The organism is Streptomyces sp. NPDC002671, assembly GCF_053592475.1.
Genome location: NZ_JBSFVU010000027.1, coordinates 69,347 through 87,934, shown reverse-complemented (window position 1 = coordinate 87,934; position 18,588 = coordinate 69,347). Strand labels below are relative to the sequence as shown.

The following is an 18,588-nucleotide window of genomic DNA, read 5'->3' as shown; positions in this document are numbered from 1 at the left end:
TTCGGTACCTGTGAGCCGGTTCCGATTCTTTCACGTCTGCCGGAGGGGTGAAGTCTTGACGGGCGCCTTATCCGGCACCGGGGGTATTGTCAAGAGGGTTCTGCTCACCTTGGTGGGCGATTTTTATGCCCGAGGCTTTTACGCCGGAGACGAGACACAGGGATCGGGGTGCACACGTGACGCGCAGCGTGTACGTGACCGGGATCGACCGCGGCGACGGCCGCCAGGTCGTGGAGCTGGGAGTCATGGAACTCCTTACCCGGCAGGTCGACCGAGTGGGTGTCTTCCGCCCGCTCGTGCACCACGTGCCCGACCGGCTGTTCGAGCTGCTGCGGACGCGGTACCGCCTCTCCCAGGACCCGGCGACCGTCTACGGCATGGACTACCACGAGGCGTCCGCGCTCCAGGCCGAACAGGGCACCGACGAGCTGGTCTCCACCCTGGTCGACCGCTTCCACCGGGTGGCCCGGGACTACGACGTCGTCCTCGTGCTCGGCACCGACTTCGCCGACACCCAGCTCCCGGACGAGCTGGCCCTCAACGCCCGCCTGGCCAACGAGTTCGGCGCGTCGGTGATCCCGGTGGTGGGCGGTCGCGGGCAGACGGCGGAGTCCGTGCTGGCGGAGACCCGCAACGCCTACCGGGCCTACGACGGGCTGGGCTGCGACGTGCTGGCCATGGTCGCCAACCGGGTGGTTCGCGAGGACCGCGACGAGATCGCCGAGCGGCTCGTGAACCGGCTGCCCGTGCCCGCGTACGTGCTGCCGGACGAGCCCGCGCTGTCCGCGCCGACGGTCGCCCAGATCGCCCAGTCCCTCGACGCCAAGGTGCTGCTCGGCGACGACTCGGGGCTCGCCCGGGACGCGCTGGGCTTCGTCTTCGGCGGAGCGATGCTGCCGAACTTCCTGGGCGCGCTGACCCCGGGCTGCCTGGTGGTCACGCCCGGGGACCGGGCCGACCTGGTCGTCGGCGCACTGGCCGCGCACAGCGCCGGCACCCCGCCGATAGCCGGCGTACTGCTGACCCTGAACGAGGTGCCGCGCGAGGAGATCCTCACCCTCGCCGCCCGCCTCGCCCCGGGCACCCCGGTGATCTCGGTCCCCGGCACCAGCTTCCCCACCGCCGAGCAGCTCTTCTCCCTGGAGGGGAAGATGACCGCGGCCACCCCGCGCAAGGCTGAGCGGGCGCTCGGCCTGTTCGAGCGCTACGCGGACACCGCCGCCCTGGCCCGCCGGGTCTCGGCGCCGAGCGACGACCGGGTCACCCCGATGATGTTCGAGCACAAGCTGCTGGAGCAGGCCCGCTCCGACAAGCGGCGGGTCGTGCTGCCGGAGGGCACCGAGGAGCGGGTGCTGCACGCGGCCGAGGTGCTGCTGCGCCGCGGGGTGTGCGACCTGACGCTGCTCGGGCCGGCCGACCAGATCCGCAAGAAGGCCGCCGACCTCGGCATCGACCTCGGCGACAGCCAGGTGATCGACCCGGTCACCTCCGAGCTGCGCGACGCCTTCGCCGAGAAGTACGCCAAGCTGCGCGCCCACAAGGGCGTGACCGTGGAGCTGGCCTACGACGTCGTCGCGGACGTGAACTACTTCGGCACCCTGATGGTCCAGGAGGGCCTGGCCGACGGCATGGTGTCGGGCTCGGTGCACTCCACGGCGGCCACCATCCGGCCGGCCTTCGAGATCATCAAGACGAGGCCGGAGTCCTCGATCGTCTCCTCCGTCTTCTTCATGTGCCTGGCCGACAAGGTGCTGGTCTACGGCGACTGCGCGGTCAACCCGGACCCGAACGCCGAGCAGCTCGCGGACATCGCCGTCCAGGCGGCGGGCACGGCCGCCCGGTTCGGCGTGGACCCGCGGATCGCGATGCTGTCGTACTCCACCGGTACGTCCGGCTCGGGCGCCGACGTCGACAAGGTGCGCGAGGCCACCGAGCTGGCGCGCTCGCGGCGGCCCGACCTGAAGATCGAGGGGCCGATCCAGTACGACGCGGCCGTGGAGCCGTCGGTCGCCGCGACCAAGCTGCCGGGCTCCGAGGTCGCCGGGCAGGCAACGGTTCTGATCTTCCCGGACCTCAATACAGGTAACAACACCTACAAGGCCGTGCAGCGCTCGGCCGGCGCGATCGCCGTCGGCCCGGTCCTGCAGGGTCTGCGCAAGCCGGTCAACGACCTGTCCCGGGGCGCGCTCGTCCAGGACATCGTCAACACCGTCGCCATCACGGCGATCCAGGCCCAGACGCCCGCCAACTGACCACAGAGAGCCATCGATTCACCGTGACTGCGAACCGCGTCCTCGTCCTCAACTCCGGCTCCTCGTCGGTGAAGTACCAGCTGCTCGACATGCGCGACGCGAGCCGGCTCGCGGTCGGCCTGGTCGAGCGCATCGGCGAGCAGACCTCCCGGCTCAAGCACACCCGCGTGAGCACCGGCGAGACCCGTGAGCTGAACGGGCCGATCGCCGACCACGACGCCGCCCTCAAGGCGGTCGCCGAGGAGCTGGCCCGGGACGGCCTGGGCCTGGACTCGCCGGAGCTGGCCGCGATCGGGCACCGGGTGGTGCACGGCGGGATGTTCTTCACCGAGCCCACCGTGATCGACGAGGAGGTGCTCACCGAGATCGAGCGGCTGATCCCGGTCGCGCCGCTGCACAACCCGGCCAACCTCACCGGCATCCGCACCGCGCAGGCGCTGCGCCCGGACCTGCCGCAGGTCGCGGTCTTCGACACCGCGTTCCACACGACCATGCCGGAGTCGTCGGCCCGCTACGCGATCGACCCGAAGATCGCGGACCGGCACCGCATCCGCCGCTACGGCTTCCACGGCACCTCGCACGCGTACGTCTCCCGGGAGACCGCGCGGCTGCTGGGCAAGGACCCGTCCGAGGTCAACGTCATCGTGCTGCACCTCGGCAACGGCGCCTCCGCCTCCGCGGTGGAGAGGGGCCGCTGCGTGGACACCTCCATGGGGCTGACGCCGCTGGAGGGGCTCGTGATGGGGACGCGGTCCGGTGACCTGGATCCGGCGGTCATCTTCCATTTGGCGCGCGTTGGCGGAATGTCCATGGACGAGATCGACACTCTTCTCAACAAGAAGAGCGGTCTGTTCGGTCTCTGTGGGGACAATGACATGCGCGAGATCCGCCGCCGCATCGACGAGGGCGACGAAGAGGCCGCGCTCGCCTTCGAGATTTACATTCACCGGCTCAAGAAGTACATCGGCGCCTATTACGCGGTACTCGGCACGGTGGACGCGGTCGCGTTCACGGCGGGGGTCGGCGAGAACGCGGCGCCGGTGCGAGAAGCTGCGATCGCGGGCCTGGAGGGGCTCGGCCTCGCGGTCGACGCCGAGCTGAACGCCGTACGCAGCGGTGAGCCGCGGCTGATCTCCCCCGAGTCCGCGCGGGTGGCCGTCGCCGTGGTGCCCACCGACGAGGAACTGGAGATCGCCACACAGACGTACGCGCTGGTCGGGCAGTAACAATATGCGGCTCCGCCGCGTGGGAGCTGAGCAATACACCGCAGTAACACGCCTGAGCGCATGTCCGCCCATTTGTATCTTCCGCCAGACGGAATATTCCGCAGCGAAACAAACCGATAGGATCGCCCCATGCGCCGTTCGAAAATCGTCTGTACTCTCGGCCCCGCGGTCGACTCCCACGAGATGCTCGTCGCCATGATCGAGGCGGGCATGAATGTGGCCCGGTTCAACTTCAGCCACGGCACCCAGGCCGAGCACCAGGCGCGGTACGACCGTGTCCGGGCCGCGTCCAAGGAGTGCGGCCGGGCCATCGGTGTCCTTGCCGACCTGCAGGGACCGAAGATCCGCCTGGAGACCTTCGCCGAGGGTCCGGTCGAGCTGGAACGCGGTGACGAGTTCGTCATCACGACCGAGGACATCCCTGGCGACAGGCACATCTGCGGTACGACGTACAAGGGGCTGCCGGGCGACGTCTCGCGCGGCGACCAGGTCCTGATCAACGACGGCAACGTCGAGCTGAAGGTCCTGGACGTCGAGGGCCCGCGGGTGAAGACGATCGTCATCGAGGGCGGTGTAGTCTCCGACCACAAGGGCATCAACCTGCCCGGCGCGGCCGTCAACGTGCCCGCGCTGAGCGAGAAGGACATCGAGGACCTCCGCTTCGCCCTCCGCATGGGCTGCGACATGGTCGCGCTGTCCTTCGTCCGGGACGCCAAGGACGTGCAGGACGTCCACCGCGTGATGGACGAGGAGGGCCGCCGGGTCCCGGTGATCGCCAAGGTGGAGAAGCCGCAGGCGGTCGACAACATGGAGGAAGTCGTCGCGGCGTTCGACGCCGTCATGGTGGCCCGCGGTGACCTCGCCGTCGAGTACCCGCTGGAGAAGGTCCCGATGGTGCAGAAGCGCCTGGTGGAGATGTGCCGGCGCAACGCCAAGCCGGTGATCGTGGCGACCCAGATGATGGAGTCGATGATCACCAACTCCCGCCCGACCCGCGCCGAGGCCTCCGACGTGGCCAACGCGATCCTGGACGGCGCCGACGCGGTCATGCTGTCCGCCGAGTCGAGCGTGGGCGCGTACCCGGTCGAGACCGTCAAGACGATGTCGAAGATCGTCAAGGCGGCCGAGGAGGAGCTGCTCAGCAAGGGCCTGCAGCCGCTCGTCCCCGGCAAGAAGCCGCGCACGCAGGGCGGTTCGGTCGCCCGCGCGGCCTGCGAGATCGCCGACTTCCTCGGCGGCAAGGGCCTGATCGCCTTCACCCAGTCCGGTGACACCGCGCGCCGGCTCTCCCGCTACCGCGCGACGCAGCCGATCATCGCCTTCACCACGGACGAGTCCACCCGCAACCAGCTGACCCTCAGCTGGGGCGTCGAGTCGCACGTGGTGCCCTTCGTGGCCACCACCGACGAGATGGTCGACCTCGTGGACCAGGAAGTCGCCAAGCTGGGCCGCTTCGACGCGGGCGACACCGTCATCATCACCGCCGGCTCGCCCCCCGGGGTCCCCGGCACCACCAACATGCTGCGCGTCCACCACCTCGGCGGCGGCGAAGGCAACTGACGGGCCCCGCAAGGGCTTTGCGGGTCGTCGTAGTCCATGTACGGCGCTGAGGGGCGCCCCCCGGAACGGGGGGCGCCCCTCAGTCTTGTGCGGCTCCCGAACGGGCTGGTGCGACCGGTCAGTCGGTCGTGTACACGTGCATACCGGGAATGTGCAGGTTGCCGCCGAACTGCGCCGCCTGGACCACCTTCACGTGGGTGAAGTAGATCAGCGGGATGTTCAGCGGGGGCGGGCTGTCCGGGCTGAAGGTCACCGGGATCAGGCCGAAGAGGTTCCCGGAGATCTTCTCGGTGTACATCACGGTCTGGCCGCCCCGGATGGTGGACGTCGAACCCGCGGACGCCTGCACGTGGTAGGTCTTGCCCGTGAGCTTGTCATTCACCGTCTGGTGCAGGTCGCCGATGTCGGTGCCGTCGGAGATGACGTACTTCAGCACCTTCTTGGTGGTGCCGTTCGCCGTCTTCACCTCCACGATGCCCTGGTAGTCGGCGCCCTTGAGCAGCAGGGAGCTGGCGTCCAGGTACCAGGGGTCGTCCGCCACCGGCACCTTGTTGTCGACACCGCTGACGTCCGTCGTGGCCGCCTCGCAGTTGGCCGCGGAGGGGCTCGCGCTGTCGGACGGGCTGGGCGTGGCCGTGGCCGGACCCGCCGCGTCCTTGGCCGCCTGCGTGGCGTCGCCGGCCGTCTTGGAGGCCGTGTCGGTGGCGCCCTGCGCGGTGTCCGTGACCGTCTTGGCCGCCTTGGAGGCGGTGTCCGTGACGGTGCCGGTGACGCTGCCGCCGGAGTCCTTGGCGCTCGTCGACGAGTCGGACGGCGAGGACGACGTACCCGGGGACGGCGTGTCCGAAGAAGACGACGAAGACGACGAAGACAACAACCCCGACGAGGACGACGACTTGGACGCGGACGGCGTCGGGCTCGCCGACGGCGTGGCGGAGTCCTTCTGGCCGCCGGTGACCCCGTTGACCAGGCCGCCGAGCGTGTCGCCGACAGCGTCGCCGAGGGTGCCCAGCACGCCCCCGCCACTGCTCTGGGACCCCGTTGAGGTCGACGTGCCCGAGCCCGAGGAACCGGACGTACCCGTACCCGAACCGGAGCCCGACGATCCCGAACCCGAGCCGGAGCCCGAGGAGTCCGAGGTCGAGGTCGGCGTGGGCGTGGGCGTGGCCTTGTCGCTGGAACCCGAGGAACCAGTCGAACCCGTGGAACCCGAGTCCGACGTCTTCTTGGCGTCCGGGGACGCCGAGGGCGTAGGCGTGGCCGTGTCGGAGGACTTGCTCGCGGACGGCGACGGCGAGGCCGAGGCGCTCTTGGAGCCGTCCAGCGACGCGACGCAGTCCTTGTAGTCCGCGGCCTTCTGGCTGTTGGACGTCGGCGGTGTGCTGCCGTTGTCCGCGAGGGCGAGCGAGGACGTGAAGCCCATGCCCATGAGGACCGCGGTCGGCATCGCCACGGTGGCTATCGCCTTGCCCGCCGGCATGTGGAACCTGGTGAACAGCGGCTTCCTGGGTGCCGCGTGGCGGGGCCCGGTTCTTGCCTGGGACGCGTCCACATCGCTCCCGTGGGCCACCTCGTCAGCCGGCACTGTGCCTCCCGTTCGCCCCGTTGGCCGGGCTCGTTCCTGTTCCTGACAGGTCGTTCGACTCGCTCGTCCCGTGCGCGCCCTCGTGCGCCGGCGGCACCGCGTCGGGGGCACCGACCTCGGCCGGGGCCGCCTCGGCCGGGACCGCCTCGGCCTCCGGCTGCGGCTGCGGCTGCGGAGGCGCGCCCGGCACCCAGGCCACGGCCATCGCTCCGCCGATCAGGGCGAACAGGAAGCCCATGCCGAAGCCGCCGAAGTTGGCCACGGGGATGGACACCAGCGCCAGCAGGATCGCGGCGACTCCGGCGAAGGTCCGTACGTGCTTCTGGAACCAGAGGCTGATGCCCAGGACCTCGAGCAGCACGCCGATGATCAGGGATCCGGCTCCCGCGGTGGTCGACATCGCCAGCGTCAGATGCCCCAGCTGGAGATGGGCGTACGGGAAGTACATGATCGGAACTCCGCCGATCATGACGAACAGTCCGGCCCAGAACGGACGCGAGCCCCGCCAGGCGCGGAACTGCAGCCTCCGGGTGGTGAACTGGCCGGGTACGGCGGCAGGAGTCTCGGCGCTCATGGAAACAGCTCCCTGGTGCGGCGTTGCTGTGGTGGTGATGTGTGCCGCGCGTGAAGACGCGGCCGGAGTGGGGACGGGCGGGGGCGCCACCGGCTCCCCCGCCCGTCATCGAGTGCCTAGTAGCACTCCTTGACACCCGTCGCCAGCGACATGTGAAGGCCGCTGAGCTTGAACGTGCCGGCCGTGGTCGCCCACGCCGTCTGCTTCACGTTCTCCAGCGTGGCCGAGTCGGCCTGCTGCGCGAAGCCGTACGGGTTGGCCTGCTCGCCCCCGCCCTTCATGCCCGGACCCTTGCTGGCGTCCTTGGCGGCCACACCGATGTCGATGTTGTTGAAGGTCGCGTCGGCGTCGAGGTCGGCGACATCGATGTAGAGGTTGTCGGCCTCGACCTTGTCGTGACCCGGGCCACCGGCCCGCAGGATCAGGCTGACGTTGCCGAAGAACGGCACGTTCGGCGTGACCACGGACTGACAGAGGTTGGTGATCTCGGCGTGCTTGAACCCCGAGACGGCCACCGGGTGGGCCGTCTTCTCACCGGAGAGCGTGTAGCCGTTGTCGAGGGCGGCGTACTGCTCGAAGCCGGTACCCACCAGCTTGTCGGTGGACACCTTGAACGACTGGCCGGACACGCTGAACGAGGCAGCGAGGGCACCCTGCGCGAGGGCGACACCTATCGCAGCCGTGGCGGCGACGCTGGGCACCATGACCACAGCGAACCGCTTCCATCTGGTCCCGCCACGCACCTGGGACTCCATATTTCCTCCTTCTCGGACGTACATCTCCTGGCCTGGAATCGCCGCGGAGGCGGCTCAGCCGGGCAGGGATGGGAGAAGTGCTACGTCCTCGGGAAGGAGAGCGCCCGAACTCGGAGGCACGAACAGCGCCCGAATCACCGGCGATCACCCCCGAGCGACAACCACTGGTCGCGCCTGACACGCATCACGCACAACCTTGCTGGACAGGCTTCGCCGTAGAGCGAAGACCCCCCTGCCCTAGACCCGGCGCCACTGCCGCCGGCTCTGCTCGGTGGGGACCCAGATTCCCCCGCGACCCGACCGGTTGCCGGGGTACGGGAATGGACCGAGCGTGGCCGATCGTGGTGCATTCTCGGCGCCCGCACAAGGGGGTTCGTTACTCGCTAGTAACGGCCGGATAACCGAAGGGCGGCCCGCTGGTCTCGGAAAGCGACGCTCGGTCGCGCCACACCGCAGAACAAAGCCGTTGATCCCTGGATAAAACCAGACAGATCAACGGCCCTGATTTACTGCGAGTAACAGCAGCCCCGATTGCCAAGATTTGGCAAAGCGGGGCCGCCATGACGGTGCGTCAGCAGATCTCTCACCCGGCCATCACAACCCGCGGCGGTCACCGAGGGTCAGAACGGCCGTCCCGGCGACGCTCAGAACAACGCCCGTGCGAGTGCCCGGCGCGCCCCGATCACCCGCGGATCCTCGGCCCCGACGACCTCGAACAGCTCCAGCAGCCGACGCCGCACCGCATCGCGGTCGTCACCCTGCGTGCGCTGCACGGTCTCGATCAACCGCCCGAAGGCGTCCTCGACATGACCGCCCACCAGGTCAAGATCGGCCGCGGCGATCTGCGCCGCGGGGTCGGCCGGCTTCTCGGCCGCGTCCTTGCGCACCTGCTGCGGATCCATGCCCTGGACCCGCTGGAGCAGCTCGGCCTGGGCGAGGCCCAGCACGGCCTCGGGGTGCGTCGGGTCGTCGGCCAGCACGTTCTTGTACGCCTGGACGGCACCGCCCAGGTCACCCGCGTCCAGCGCCTGCGCGGCGGCGTTCAGCGCGGTCTCGTACGGCCCCGCCGGCGCCTCGGCCTGCCCGGCGCCGCCCGGCTGGGCGTCCGGGTCGACGGTCAGGCCGGTCAGCCCGAACCGCTGCTCGGCGACCTGCACCAGCTGGTCCAGGGTCTCGCGGATCTGCTGCTCGCCGGCGGCACCCTGGAAGAGCGGCAGGGCCTGCCCCGCGACGACGGCGAACACGGCCGGGATGCCCTGCACCCCGAACTGCTGCATCAGCAGCTGGTTGGCGTCAACGTCGATCTTGGCGAGGAGGATGCGCCCGTTGTACTCGACGGCCAGCCGCTCCAGGACCGGGCTCAGCTGCTTGCAGGGCTGACACCACTCGGCCCAGAAGTCGATGACGACGGGCACTTCGGCGGAGCGCTGGATGACATCCCGCTCGAACCCGGCCTCATCGACGTCGATCACGAGATCGGCCGGGGAGACGGCCCCCGTCCCGCCCTGGCGGGCGGTTTCGGCGCGCGTCTGCTCGGCCTTGGCCTTGGCCTCCTGGGCCGCCTTCACCGCGGCGAGGTCGACGACGCCGCTCATGGACATGTTCCGTGGCTGCATGTGTCTATCCTCCCCCGTTCCCGCGCATGAATGAAAAAGGCCGGTGACGGCGCCGGGTCCCCACCCCACGCCGATGGTCGAGGCTCGCGAACGTCCATCACGAGCTTTCGCTACGACTCGTAGCGTAATGCCACGGGGACAGGGCGCGACACCACTCCCCGGTGATCTCCCTCACGGCCGCACAGATTCCGCCAGTTATGGTCTTGGGATGCAGAACCGCACCCTCACCGGCCGCACCGGACGCCCGCGCAGTGCCGCCGCGGACACCGCGATCCTGGCCGCCACGCGGGAGGCGCTGGTCGAACTGGGCTGGTCGAAGCTCACCCTCGGAGACGTGGCCACGCGGGCCGGGGTTGCGAAGACGACGCTGTACCGCCGCTGGGCGGGCAAGAACGAGCTGGTGGTCGACGCGGTGGCGGAACTGTTCGACGAGCTCGAACTCCCCGACCGCGGCAGCCTCGCCGCCGACATAGAGGGCGTGGTCCTCCAGTTCGCGGCCATCCTGGCCCGCCCGGAGGCGAAGAGCGGCCTCATGGCCGTGGTGGCGGAGTCGACGCGGGACGACGCCCTGCGCGAACGCATCCGCGACTCCATCGTGGACCGCCAGAAGCGGCTGGTCCTGGAGGGCCGCGCGCGGGCCCAGCAGCGCGGCGAACTCCCCCAGGAACCGGACCCGTGCGAGGCCGACCGCACGGTGGACCTGATCTTCGACATGGTGGCGGGCGCGGTGGTCCACCGCACCCTGGTGAGCGGAAAACCGGCGGACGAGGAATGGGTACGCGACCTTACGCGGGTACTACTGCTGGGCCTGGCTTCACAGCCGACCGAGTCGGGATGGGGGTCCCCCCGCGCGAGCGAAGTCGAGCGTGGGGGAGGGTGGGCATAGGCCCGGGGGTCCAGGGGGCAGAGCCCCCTGGTACGCCCGCACCAGGCACCGGCGCCTAGAAGCCCGCGGGCTCCGTGTAAACACCCCACTCGTCCCGCAGCACCCCACAGATCTCACCCAACGTGGCTTCGGCCCGCACAGCGTCCAGCATCGGCTCGATCATGTTGGCGCCCGAGCGCGCAGCACCCAGCATCGCGTCCAACGCGGAGCGCACCGCCGCCTCGTCCCGCGCCCCCTTGCGCTCACCGAGAATGCGGACCTGCTCCCGCTCCACCTCGTGGCTGACCCGCAGGATCTCCAGATCCCCGGTGACAGACCCCGTGTGGACGTTGACGCCGACGACCCGCTTCTCGTCCTTCTCCAGCGCCTGCTGGTACCGGAAGGCGGACTCCGCGATCGCCCCGGTGAACCACCCGTCCTCGATCCCGCGCAGGATCCCGGAGGTGATCGGCCCGATCGGGTGCTGCCCGTCCGGGTGCGCCCTCAGGCCCCGTTCCTTGATCTGGTCGAAGATCTTCTCCGCGTCGGCCTCGATCCGGTCCGTCAGCTGCTCGATGTACCACGAACCGCCCAACGGGTCGGCCACGTTGGCGACCCCGGTCTCCTCCATCAGCACCTGCTGCGTGCGCAGGGCGATCTCGGCGGCCTGCTCGCTCGGCAGCGCGAGGGTCTCGTCCAGGGCGTTGGTGTGCAGCGAGTTGGTCCCGCCGAGCACGGCGGCCAGCGCCTCCACGGCCGTACGGACCACGTTGTTGTACGGCTGCTGAGCGGTCAGCGAGACACCGGCGGTCTGCGTGTGGAAGCGCAGCCACTGCGCCTTCTCGCTCTTCGCGCCGTACACGTCCCGCATCCAGCGCGCCCAGATACGGCGCGCCGCGCGGAACTTGGCGATCTCCTCGAAGAAGTCGACGTGCGCGTCGAAGAAGAAGCTGAGCCCCGGCGCGAACACGTCCACGTCCAGCCCGCGCGAGAGTCCCAGCTCCACGTACCCGAACCCGTCGGCGAGCGTGTACGCCAGCTCCTGCGCGGCCGTCGACCCCGCCTCACGGATGTGGTAGCCGGACACGGACAGCGGCTTGTACGCGGGGATGCCCACCGCGCAGTACTCCATCAGGTCGCCGATGAGCCGCAGATGGGGCTCGGGCTGGAAGAGCCACTCCTTCTGCGCGATGTACTCCTTGAAGATGTCGGTCTGGAGCGTGCCGTTGAGCACCCCCGGATCGACACCCTGCCGCTCGGCGGCGACGAGGTACATGCAGAAGACGGGTACGGCCGGCCCGCTGATCGTCATCGACGTCGTGACGTCACCGAGCGGGATGTCCTTGAACAGGACCTCCATGTCGGCGGCCGAGTCGATGGCCACCCCGCAGTGCCCGACCTCGCCGAGCGAGCGCGGATCGTCCGAGTCCCGCCCCATGAGCGTCGGCATGTCGAAGGCCACGGACAGGCCCCCGCCGCCGGCGGCGAGGATCATCTTGTACCGCTCGTTGGTCTGCTCGGCGTTGCCGAACCCGGCGAACTGCCGGATCGTCCAGGTACGGCCGCGGTAGCCGGTCGGATGGAGGCCGCGCGTGAAGGGGTACTCCCCGGGCCAGCCGATCCGCTCGAAGCCCTCGTACGTGTCCCCCGGTCGGGGACCGTACACCGGCTCCACGGGGTCGCCGGAGAGCGTGGTGAAGTCCGCGTCGCGCTTGCGGGCAGAGTCGTAGCGGGCCTGCCAGCGGCGGCGGCCCTCCTCGATGGCGTCAGGGTGCATAGCCCAAATTTACTTGGACGTCCTAGTAAATGTCGATGGCAGACCGCCATACGAATGCCGTACGGCGGCGGAACTACGCCTTACGAGTGCGAAAGCCTGGCCTCCGCGACGGCGGAAACCAGGCTTGCGAAACGGGAGGGACTAGGCCTTCGCGACGGCCGGGGTCTGGTCGGCGACCCTGGCCTCCAGCTCGCGGCTGACCTTCCGCTCGACGAAGAAGGCGGCGGTCGGAATCGTCCCCGCCAGCAGCACCCACAGCTGCTTGCCGACCGGCCACTTCGCCTTGGCGCCGAGGTCGAAGGCGAAGACCAGGTAGACGACGTACAGCCAGCCGTGCGCGATACCGATGAAGGTGGTGAACTTGTCCGCGCCGTCGAGGTGCAGCCCGTACTTCGCGATCACGCCCAGGGTCAGGAGAACCAGAAGCACGCCGGTGATGTAGGCCATGGCGCGGTAGCGGGTCAGCACGCTTTTCTTCATGCCGACGAGCGTAACGGGCGGTTCCGGGAGATCTTGCCCCGGGTCACTCCTCTTCGAAATCGCCCGCCGCGATGCGCAGGGGCCTGAGCATCGCGAAGATCTCCCGGCACTCCTCCGCGTCGTACGCGCCGAGTCCGAAGTCCATGGCCATGAGGTCGCGGGTGGCCGCCTCGACCACCTCGCGGCCCTTGTCGGTGACGACCGCGAGGGTGCCGCGGCCGTCGTTGGGGTTGGGGCGCCTGGCCACCAGGCCGGACTTCACCAGCCGGTCGACGGTGTTCGTCACGGACGTGGGATGCACCATCAGCCGCTCGCCGATCTTGGACATCGGCAGCGCACCGGCCTTCGAGAAGGTGAGCAGCACCAGTGCCTCGTACCGCGCGAACGTCAGCCCGTAGGGCTTGACCACCGCGTCCACCTCGGCGAGCAGAATCTGGTGTGCCCGCATGATCGAGGTGATCGCACCCATGGACGGCACGTTTCCCCAGCGCTGCTTCCACAGTGCGTCGGCGCGGGCGATGGGATCGAAGGGAAGGCTGAGAGGCTTCGGCACGTCGTCAAACCCTACCGGCCGGTCAGATTGCGAGCAGCCCCGTCTCGGCTTTCGGTCGACCGGGCCCCGAGTGCGAGCGCGCAGCAGCTCAGCGCCCCCAGGACGCCGGCCCCCACGACCGCCGTACGCACCCCCGCGACCTCGGCCGCCACCCCGGCCAGCGCCATGCCCACGCCCTGCACGGTCATCAGGCCCGCGCTCAGCACGGTCATGGCCCGCCCGCGCAGCTCCTCCGGCACGGCCCGCACGAACCACTGGTCCAGGCCCAGCGTGTACGCCGAGCCCGCCCCGGACAGCAGCAGGAGCAGCAGGGAGAGCGGGAGCCCCGGGCGCAGGGCGTAGCCGGCGTACGGCAGGAGGCTCAGACAGACCAGGGGCAGCGCGATCCGCTCCCGCGCCGCGGGCCGCAGCCGGGCCCCGGCGTACAGCTCCCCGGCCACGGTGCCGACCGGCAGCGCGCACATCAGCAGTCCGAGGCCGCCGGAGCCGGTGCCGAGCGCGTCGGCGTAGGGCGCGGCGAGCGCCTCGGGGACGACCGAGAACATCGCCGGGATCCAGAAGAGGAGGAGCAGGACACGGACGCGGCGGTCGACGAGGAGGGCTCCGAGACCTGCGGGCGGGGCGCCGGCGGGCCTGGTGCGGGCGGGGCGCCGGCGGGTGCCGAGCCGCAGCAGCGCGGCCGAGGCGAGGAAGGTGCCGACCGTGATCAGCAGCGCGTGGCGGGGGCTGACGGCGGTGAGCAGCAGGCCGCCGAGCCCGTAGCCGACGAGCAGGGTGCTCTGGGCGACGATTCGCAGCAGGGAACGGCCGAGGACGAACAGGTCGCCGTCGCCGAGCACGTCGGCGAGGGTGGCCATGCGGGTGCCCGCGAACACCGGGGCGACGACGGCGACGCAGCAGCGCAGCGCGAGCAGGGCGGCGGTGCCGGTGCCGGGAGCGGTCATCAGCGCGACGCAGCCCGCGCACACCAGGTCGCAGGTCACCAGCACCCGCCGGGCCGGGAAGCGGTCGGCGACCGGTGCGAGCAGGGTGCCGCCGACGGCGTACGGCAGGAAGCCGAGCGCGAAGGTGAGGGCGCTGAGCAGGGGTGAGCGGGTGAGGTCGTAGACGAGGACGGACAGCGCGAGCTCGCTGACGATCACGCCGAGCATGGACAGCAGGTGGGCGGCGAAGACGGCCCGGAACTCGGGCACGGCGAACACGCGGGCGTACCCGGCGCGGGCGGGCGCCGGGGTCTGGGACGGTGCGGACATGCGGGGCAGCGTGCCCGCGGGAGGGCGGGCGGCCGTAGAGTTTCGGCTCCAGCCGAATGTTCCGACCCATGGTCGGTGGACCCGGAGGTGACCATGCCCTCGCTGTTGCTCTTCGGCGAGGACGACTTCCTGCGCTGCCGGTTCGCCGTGTCGCCGCTGTGGGAGACGCAGGAGGCGGTGCGCACCCTCAAGCGGCCGGACCGGCACGGGTACCACGTGCCGTGGCTGCGCCGGATCCGTACGTCGGCGGCCGGGCTCGACCTCGCACCGCTGTGGCTGCTGATGCCGCGGCGGGGCCACTCTCCGGACTGGCTGGGGGCGCCGCCGATCGGGCCCGCGGCCACGTTCGAGGAGGAGCTCGCGGCCGTACGGGCGGCGGACCCGGAGGCGGCCCGCGAGGACACCGCTCGCTCGCTCGCCTGCACCCCGGGCGCGCTGGAGTCGCCGCGCGGCCGGGCGTGGCTGGCGGATCCCGCGCGGATGGTGCGGGAGCTGGCGGACGCGATGGAGGAGGCCTGGCGGGTGCTGATCGAGCCTGACTGGCCGCGGCTGCGGGCGCTGCTGGAGGCGGACGTGGCCTTCCATTCGCGGCGGCTGGCACAGGTCGGGCTCGGTGCGCTGCTGCCGGAACTGGACCCGCGGCTGTCCTGGACCGGCCGGACTCTGACGTACGCGTTGCACGGCGATTACGTCCGGGACCTCGACGGCCGGGGCCTGGTGCTGATGCCGAGCGTGTTCTCCTGGCCCGACGTCATCTCGGGCTTCGACCCGCCGTGGCAGCCCACCGTCGTCTACCCCGCCCGGGGCATCTCCGGCCTGTGGACGGAGCCCGCCGAGCGCGCCCCCGAGGCGCTGGTAAGGCTGCTGGGGCGGAACCGGGCGGCCGTGCTGGCCGCGCTGGACGAACCCGCGTCCACCAGCGCGCTCGCCCACCGGCTGCGGCTCGCCCCGTCCTCGGTGTCGACGCAGCTGGGGGTCCTGCGGGACGCGGGACTGCTGACCTCCCGGCGGTACGGGCACCAGGTGCTGTACGAGCGGACACCGCTGGGGCTGGCGCTGGCGTCGGGCGGCTGAGCCGCGCGTCAGCTCCGCTTTCTTCTGCGGTTCAGGTGGCGGTGGACGGCGCGCTGGGCGACGGGGCCGAGTTCGTCGAGGGCGGTCACGAGTTCGCCGAGTTGCTCCAGGGCGTCCAGGGCCGCGTGGGCGCCCCGCTCGTCGACGCCCTCGTACAGCTCGATGCCGACGAAGGAGGCGGCGACCGCGCGGGCCAGTCCGGCCGGGTCGGTTAACGCGCCGAAGGGGGTCGCCGTGAGCACGCGGGCGAGCACCTGCTCGATCTCGGCGATCCAGAGGTCGAGGCCGGCGGCCGTGGCGGGGCCCAGGGCCGCGTGGGTCGGGACTCCGGCCAGGAGCTGGCCGAGCAGGGCCATGTTGCCGCCCGCGCGTTCCCGCGCGTGGATCTCGCGGCCGACGGCGAGGAGTTCGGAGAAGGTGGCCACGGCGGCGAGCCGGGCGCGGTACTGCGCGACGGTCTTCTCGGCGCCGTAGCGGCAGGCGGTGGCGAGGAGTTCGTCCACAGATCCGAAGTGGTAGAAGACCAGGGCCTGGTTGACCCCGGCCGCCGCCGCGACCGTGCGGGCCGAGGTCTTGGCGATGCCCTGCTCGGAGAGTGTGCGCAGGGCGCCCTCCAGCAGCTTGGTCTTCGTCTCCTGGGACTTGTCCGGCTCCGCGGTCATCCGTACTTCTCCAGGGTGCGCAGGACACGGGGCGCACGGGTCTGGGTGGCCGGGGCGCGCAGGCAGCGGCGGGCGGCAGGGGTGGACTCCAGCGGGCTCTTGAACAGGGCGACGCAGCCGGCGGTGAGGAGGAGCAGCGGGCACAGGAAGGCCACGGTGTCCGCGAGCGGGCCGAAGAGGCGGAGGGCGGACTCCAGGCCGAGGCCGGTCAGGCACAGGGTGAGCACGAGGGCGCGGACGGCCAGCTCGGTCAGCCAGTTGACCAGGGCGCGCTCGGGGGTGATGCCCCGTTCCAGCCACAGCCGCAGCCGGTCGAAGGACCAGGCGGTGGCCCAGCCCAGCAGCGGTCTCAACACCAGCCGGTCGGCGACGGCGCCGAAAGCACCCCAGCGGGTGCGGTAGGTGCAGCCGGTGGAGAAGCGGACACCGTTGTCGTCGGGCACGTAGCGCCAGTAGCCGCTGCCGTCGGCGATCGGGGAGAGCGGGTGCGGGCAGGCGAAGCGCAGGGCGGAGGTGCGGGTGCCGTCGGGGCACTCCCGCTCGGCCGCCGCGACTCCGGTGCCGGACACGGTGAAGAACGGCAGGATGCGCGCGACGTACCGGAAGCGCCGCGGCTCGCCCTCCGCGCGCGGGAGGTACTCCATCTCACAGACGCGCAGGTCCCAGCGCCGGTGCGGGACGGGGTCCTGGGTGCGCGCCCACAGCTCCTCGATGTCGACGCGTATGTGTGTCTCTGTATAGAGACCCATGAGATCCCCCACGTCAGCCTGTCGTTTGAGCGAGCGCTCAAAGCATCTGTGGCCGAAAGTACACCCCTTTGAGCGAGCGCTCAAAAATCCTTGGAAGCCCTACGACACACCAAGCCCCGCCCGGCTCCGGCGAGTTGCCGGAGCCGGGCTCGGCCGCTCGTCCTACTCCGGCTGCTGCGCCAGGTGCCTTTCGACCGTCTCCACCTTCGAGGTGAGTCCGTCCTGCACGCCTGGCCGGATGTCGGCCTTCAGGACGAGGGACACGCGCGGGGCGCGCTCCTCGACGGCGGCGACGGCGCGCTTGACGACGTCCATGACCTCGTCCCACTCACCCTCGATCGAGGTGAACATGGCGTCGGTGCGGTTGGGCAGCCCCGACTCGCGGACCACACGGACGGCGTCGGCGACGTACTCCCCCACGTCCTCGCCGACCCCGAGGGGCGTCACGGAGAAGGCGACGATCATGCGTTGACGATCCCTTCCTTGCGCGCGCGGGCGGCGATGACGGCGGCTTCGGCCTCGTGGCGGAGCTTGCGCTCCGCGAAGAAGCCGCCGGTGGGCAGGACGGAGAGGACGAAGTAGAGGGCCGCCGTCTTCAGGCTCCACTTGGCGCGGTTCCAGGCGTCCGCCCAGAAGATCACGTAGAGGATGAAGAGGACACCGTGGACCGCGCCCATGACGGGCACCGCGTCGAAGTCCGTGGTCCGCTTCAGGACCGAGCAGACGAGCAGGACGAGGAAGGACACGGCCTCGGGGGCCGAGATCAGGCGGAGGCGGCGGAGGGCGGTGGCGGTCTTGATGTCCACGGGTCACCTTCGGTGGGAGTCGTCTTCGGGTCCAGGCAGTTTGTGAACCCACGCACAAGCGTTCGCCCATTGTGGCAAACGGATCCCGTAAGGGTGCGCTCAGGGTCGCTCTCCACCCATAGGCCCTGTTCCGTCCACCCGCCCGGCCGCTACTTTCGCAGCGTGGCGATGTTTCGACTCCAAGGCAGCAAGGTGCTCGCCGTCGACATGACCGGGGACGCCGTGAAGGCGAAGAACGGCTCGATGGTCGCGTACGACGGGCAGATGGCCTTCAAGAAGCTGAGCGGCGGCGGCGAGGGGCTGCGCGGGATGGTGACCCGGCGGCTGACCGGCGAGCAGATGACGGTGATGGAGGTGAAGGGCCATGGGACCTGCTGGTTCGCGGACCGGGCGTCCGAGATAAACCTGGTCAGCCTCCAGGGCGACAAGCTCTACGTCGAGTCGAGCAACCTGCTGGCGACGGACGCGGGCCTCAGGACGGGCACGACCTTCACGGGGCTGCGCGGGGCCTCGCAGGGCAACGGCCTGTTCACGACGACCGTCGAGGGGCACGGCCAGGCGGCCATCATGTCCGACGGGCCGGCGGTCGTGCTCCGGGTCAGCCCGCAGTACCCGCTGATCGTCGACCCGGGCGCGTACATCGCCCACCAGGGGAACGTACGGCAGTCCTTCCAGTCCGGTGTGACCTTCCGCACGCTCCTCGGGGAGGGCGGCGGCGAGGCCTTCCAGATCCGCTTCGAGGGCGACGGGCAGGTCTACGTGCAGCCGAGCGAGCGGAACACGATCGCGGGGGATCTGTGA

General features: G+C 70.5%; 18 protein-coding genes. 6 read left to right on the top strand and 12 right to left on the bottom strand.

Going from position 1 to position 18,588, the window contains the following annotated elements:
* The first annotated feature begins 176 nt into the window (after nucleotides 1–176).
* From pta to pyk, 3 genes are all read left to right on the top strand, one after another.
* Nucleotides 177–2,252, top strand: coding sequence for a phosphate acetyltransferase (gene pta / locus ACWD35_RS33585; RefSeq protein ID WP_451355117.1), 2,076 nt, complete (start codon nucleotides 177–179; stop codon nucleotides 2,250–2,252).
* A gap of 23 nt (nucleotides 2,253–2,275) precedes the next feature.
* Nucleotides 2,276–3,478, top strand: a complete 1,203-nt coding sequence (locus ACWD35_RS33580) for an acetate kinase (RefSeq protein WP_451355116.1) — start codon at nucleotides 2,276–2,278, stop codon at nucleotides 3,476–3,478.
* Between the two features lie 129 nt (nucleotides 3,479–3,607).
* The gene (gene pyk, locus ACWD35_RS33575; protein ID WP_451355115.1) at nucleotides 3,608–5,038 is read left to right on the top strand and encodes a pyruvate kinase; all 1,431 of its coding nucleotides are present in this window, start codon (nucleotides 3,608–3,610) and stop codon (nucleotides 5,036–5,038) included.
* A gap of 118 nt (nucleotides 5,039–5,156) precedes the next feature.
* Here pyk and ACWD35_RS33570 read toward each other — a convergent pair whose 3' ends face one another.
* From ACWD35_RS33570 to ACWD35_RS33555, 4 genes are all read right to left on the bottom strand, one after another.
* Nucleotides 5,157–6,623: a hypothetical protein gene (locus ACWD35_RS33570; RefSeq protein WP_451355114.1), complete on the bottom strand. Its 1,467-nt coding sequence runs from the start codon at nucleotides 6,621–6,623 to the stop codon at nucleotides 5,157–5,159.
* Nucleotides 6,613–7,197: a DUF6114 domain-containing protein gene (locus ACWD35_RS33565; RefSeq protein WP_451355113.1), complete on the bottom strand. Its 585-nt coding sequence runs from the start codon at nucleotides 7,195–7,197 to the stop codon at nucleotides 6,613–6,615. Before ACWD35_RS33565 ends, ACWD35_RS33570 begins: the two co-directional genes overlap by 11 nt.
* A 116-nt stretch (nucleotides 7,198–7,313) precedes the next feature.
* Entirely contained in the window at nucleotides 7,314–7,952 is a 639-nt protein-coding gene (locus ACWD35_RS33560) for a DUF6230 family protein (RefSeq protein ID WP_451355112.1), read from the bottom strand.
* A gap of 644 nt (nucleotides 7,953–8,596) precedes the next feature.
* Nucleotides 8,597–9,568 carry a tetratricopeptide repeat protein gene (locus ACWD35_RS33555; protein WP_451355111.1) on the bottom strand — a complete coding sequence of 324 codons (972 nt, stop codon included), beginning with the start codon at nucleotides 9,566–9,568 and terminating at the stop codon, nucleotides 8,597–8,599.
* 208 nt (nucleotides 9,569–9,776) lie between these two features.
* Between ACWD35_RS33555 and ACWD35_RS33550 the strand changes: the two genes are divergently transcribed.
* The gene (locus ACWD35_RS33550; RefSeq protein WP_451355110.1) at nucleotides 9,777–10,454 is read left to right on the top strand and encodes a TetR/AcrR family transcriptional regulator; all 678 of its coding nucleotides are present in this window, start codon (nucleotides 9,777–9,779) and stop codon (nucleotides 10,452–10,454) included.
* A 55-nt stretch (nucleotides 10,455–10,509) separates the two neighbouring features.
* Here the strand turns inward: ACWD35_RS33550 and ACWD35_RS33545 are convergent, their stop codons facing one another.
* The 4 genes from ACWD35_RS33545 to ACWD35_RS33530 all read right to left on the bottom strand — a co-directional run bounded on the left by ACWD35_RS33545 (nucleotide 10,510) and on the right by ACWD35_RS33530 (nucleotide 14,496).
* Nucleotides 10,510–12,210 (bottom strand): acyl-CoA mutase large subunit family protein, encoded by a 1,701-nt coding sequence (locus ACWD35_RS33545; protein WP_451355109.1) that lies wholly within the window; start codon nucleotides 12,208–12,210, stop codon nucleotides 10,510–10,512.
* Nucleotides 12,211–12,351: 141 nt separating this feature from the next.
* Nucleotides 12,352–12,690, bottom strand: a complete 339-nt coding sequence (locus tag ACWD35_RS33540) for a DUF3817 domain-containing protein (protein ID WP_451355108.1) — start codon at nucleotides 12,688–12,690, stop codon at nucleotides 12,352–12,354.
* Nucleotides 12,691–12,733: 43 nt separating this feature from the next.
* Nucleotides 12,734–13,243: a MarR family winged helix-turn-helix transcriptional regulator gene (locus tag ACWD35_RS33535; protein ID WP_451355107.1), complete on the bottom strand. Its 510-nt coding sequence runs from the start codon at nucleotides 13,241–13,243 to the stop codon at nucleotides 12,734–12,736.
* An 11-nt stretch (nucleotides 13,244–13,254) separates the two neighbouring features.
* Nucleotides 13,255–14,496, bottom strand: a complete 1,242-nt coding sequence (locus ACWD35_RS33530; RefSeq protein ID WP_451355106.1) for an MFS transporter — start codon at nucleotides 14,494–14,496, stop codon at nucleotides 13,255–13,257.
* 93 nt (nucleotides 14,497–14,589) lie between these two features.
* On the opposite strand from ACWD35_RS33530, the gene ACWD35_RS33525 reads away from it, so the two are divergent.
* Nucleotides 14,590–15,570, top strand: coding sequence for a DUF5937 family protein (locus ACWD35_RS33525; RefSeq protein WP_451355105.1), 981 nt, complete (start codon nucleotides 14,590–14,592; stop codon nucleotides 15,568–15,570).
* 8 nt (nucleotides 15,571–15,578) lie between these two features.
* Here ACWD35_RS33525 and ACWD35_RS33520 read toward each other — a convergent pair whose 3' ends face one another.
* The 4 genes from ACWD35_RS33520 to ACWD35_RS33505 all read right to left on the bottom strand — a co-directional run bounded on the left by ACWD35_RS33520 (nucleotide 15,579) and on the right by ACWD35_RS33505 (nucleotide 17,787).
* The gene (locus tag ACWD35_RS33520) at nucleotides 15,579–16,232 is read right to left on the bottom strand and encodes a TetR/AcrR family transcriptional regulator (RefSeq protein WP_451355104.1); all 654 of its coding nucleotides are present in this window, start codon (nucleotides 16,230–16,232) and stop codon (nucleotides 15,579–15,581) included.
* Entirely contained in the window at nucleotides 16,229–16,981 is a 753-nt protein-coding gene (locus tag ACWD35_RS33515; protein ID WP_451355103.1) for a hypothetical protein, read from the bottom strand. Before ACWD35_RS33515 ends, ACWD35_RS33520 begins: the two co-directional genes overlap by 4 nt.
* A gap of 162 nt (nucleotides 16,982–17,143) precedes the next feature.
* Complete coding sequence (locus ACWD35_RS33510) at nucleotides 17,144–17,446, bottom strand: MTH1187 family thiamine-binding protein (RefSeq protein ID WP_451355102.1); 303 nt, start codon at nucleotides 17,444–17,446, stop codon at nucleotides 17,144–17,146.
* Nucleotides 17,443–17,787: a DUF3817 domain-containing protein gene (locus ACWD35_RS33505; protein WP_451355101.1), complete on the bottom strand. Its 345-nt coding sequence runs from the start codon at nucleotides 17,785–17,787 to the stop codon at nucleotides 17,443–17,445. Before ACWD35_RS33505 ends, ACWD35_RS33510 begins: the two co-directional genes overlap by 4 nt.
* Nucleotides 17,788–17,955: 168 nt before the next feature.
* On the opposite strand from ACWD35_RS33505, the gene ACWD35_RS33500 reads away from it, so the two are divergent.
* Complete coding sequence (locus ACWD35_RS33500; protein ID WP_451355141.1) at nucleotides 17,956–18,588, top strand: AIM24 family protein; 633 nt, start codon at nucleotides 17,956–17,958, stop codon at nucleotides 18,586–18,588.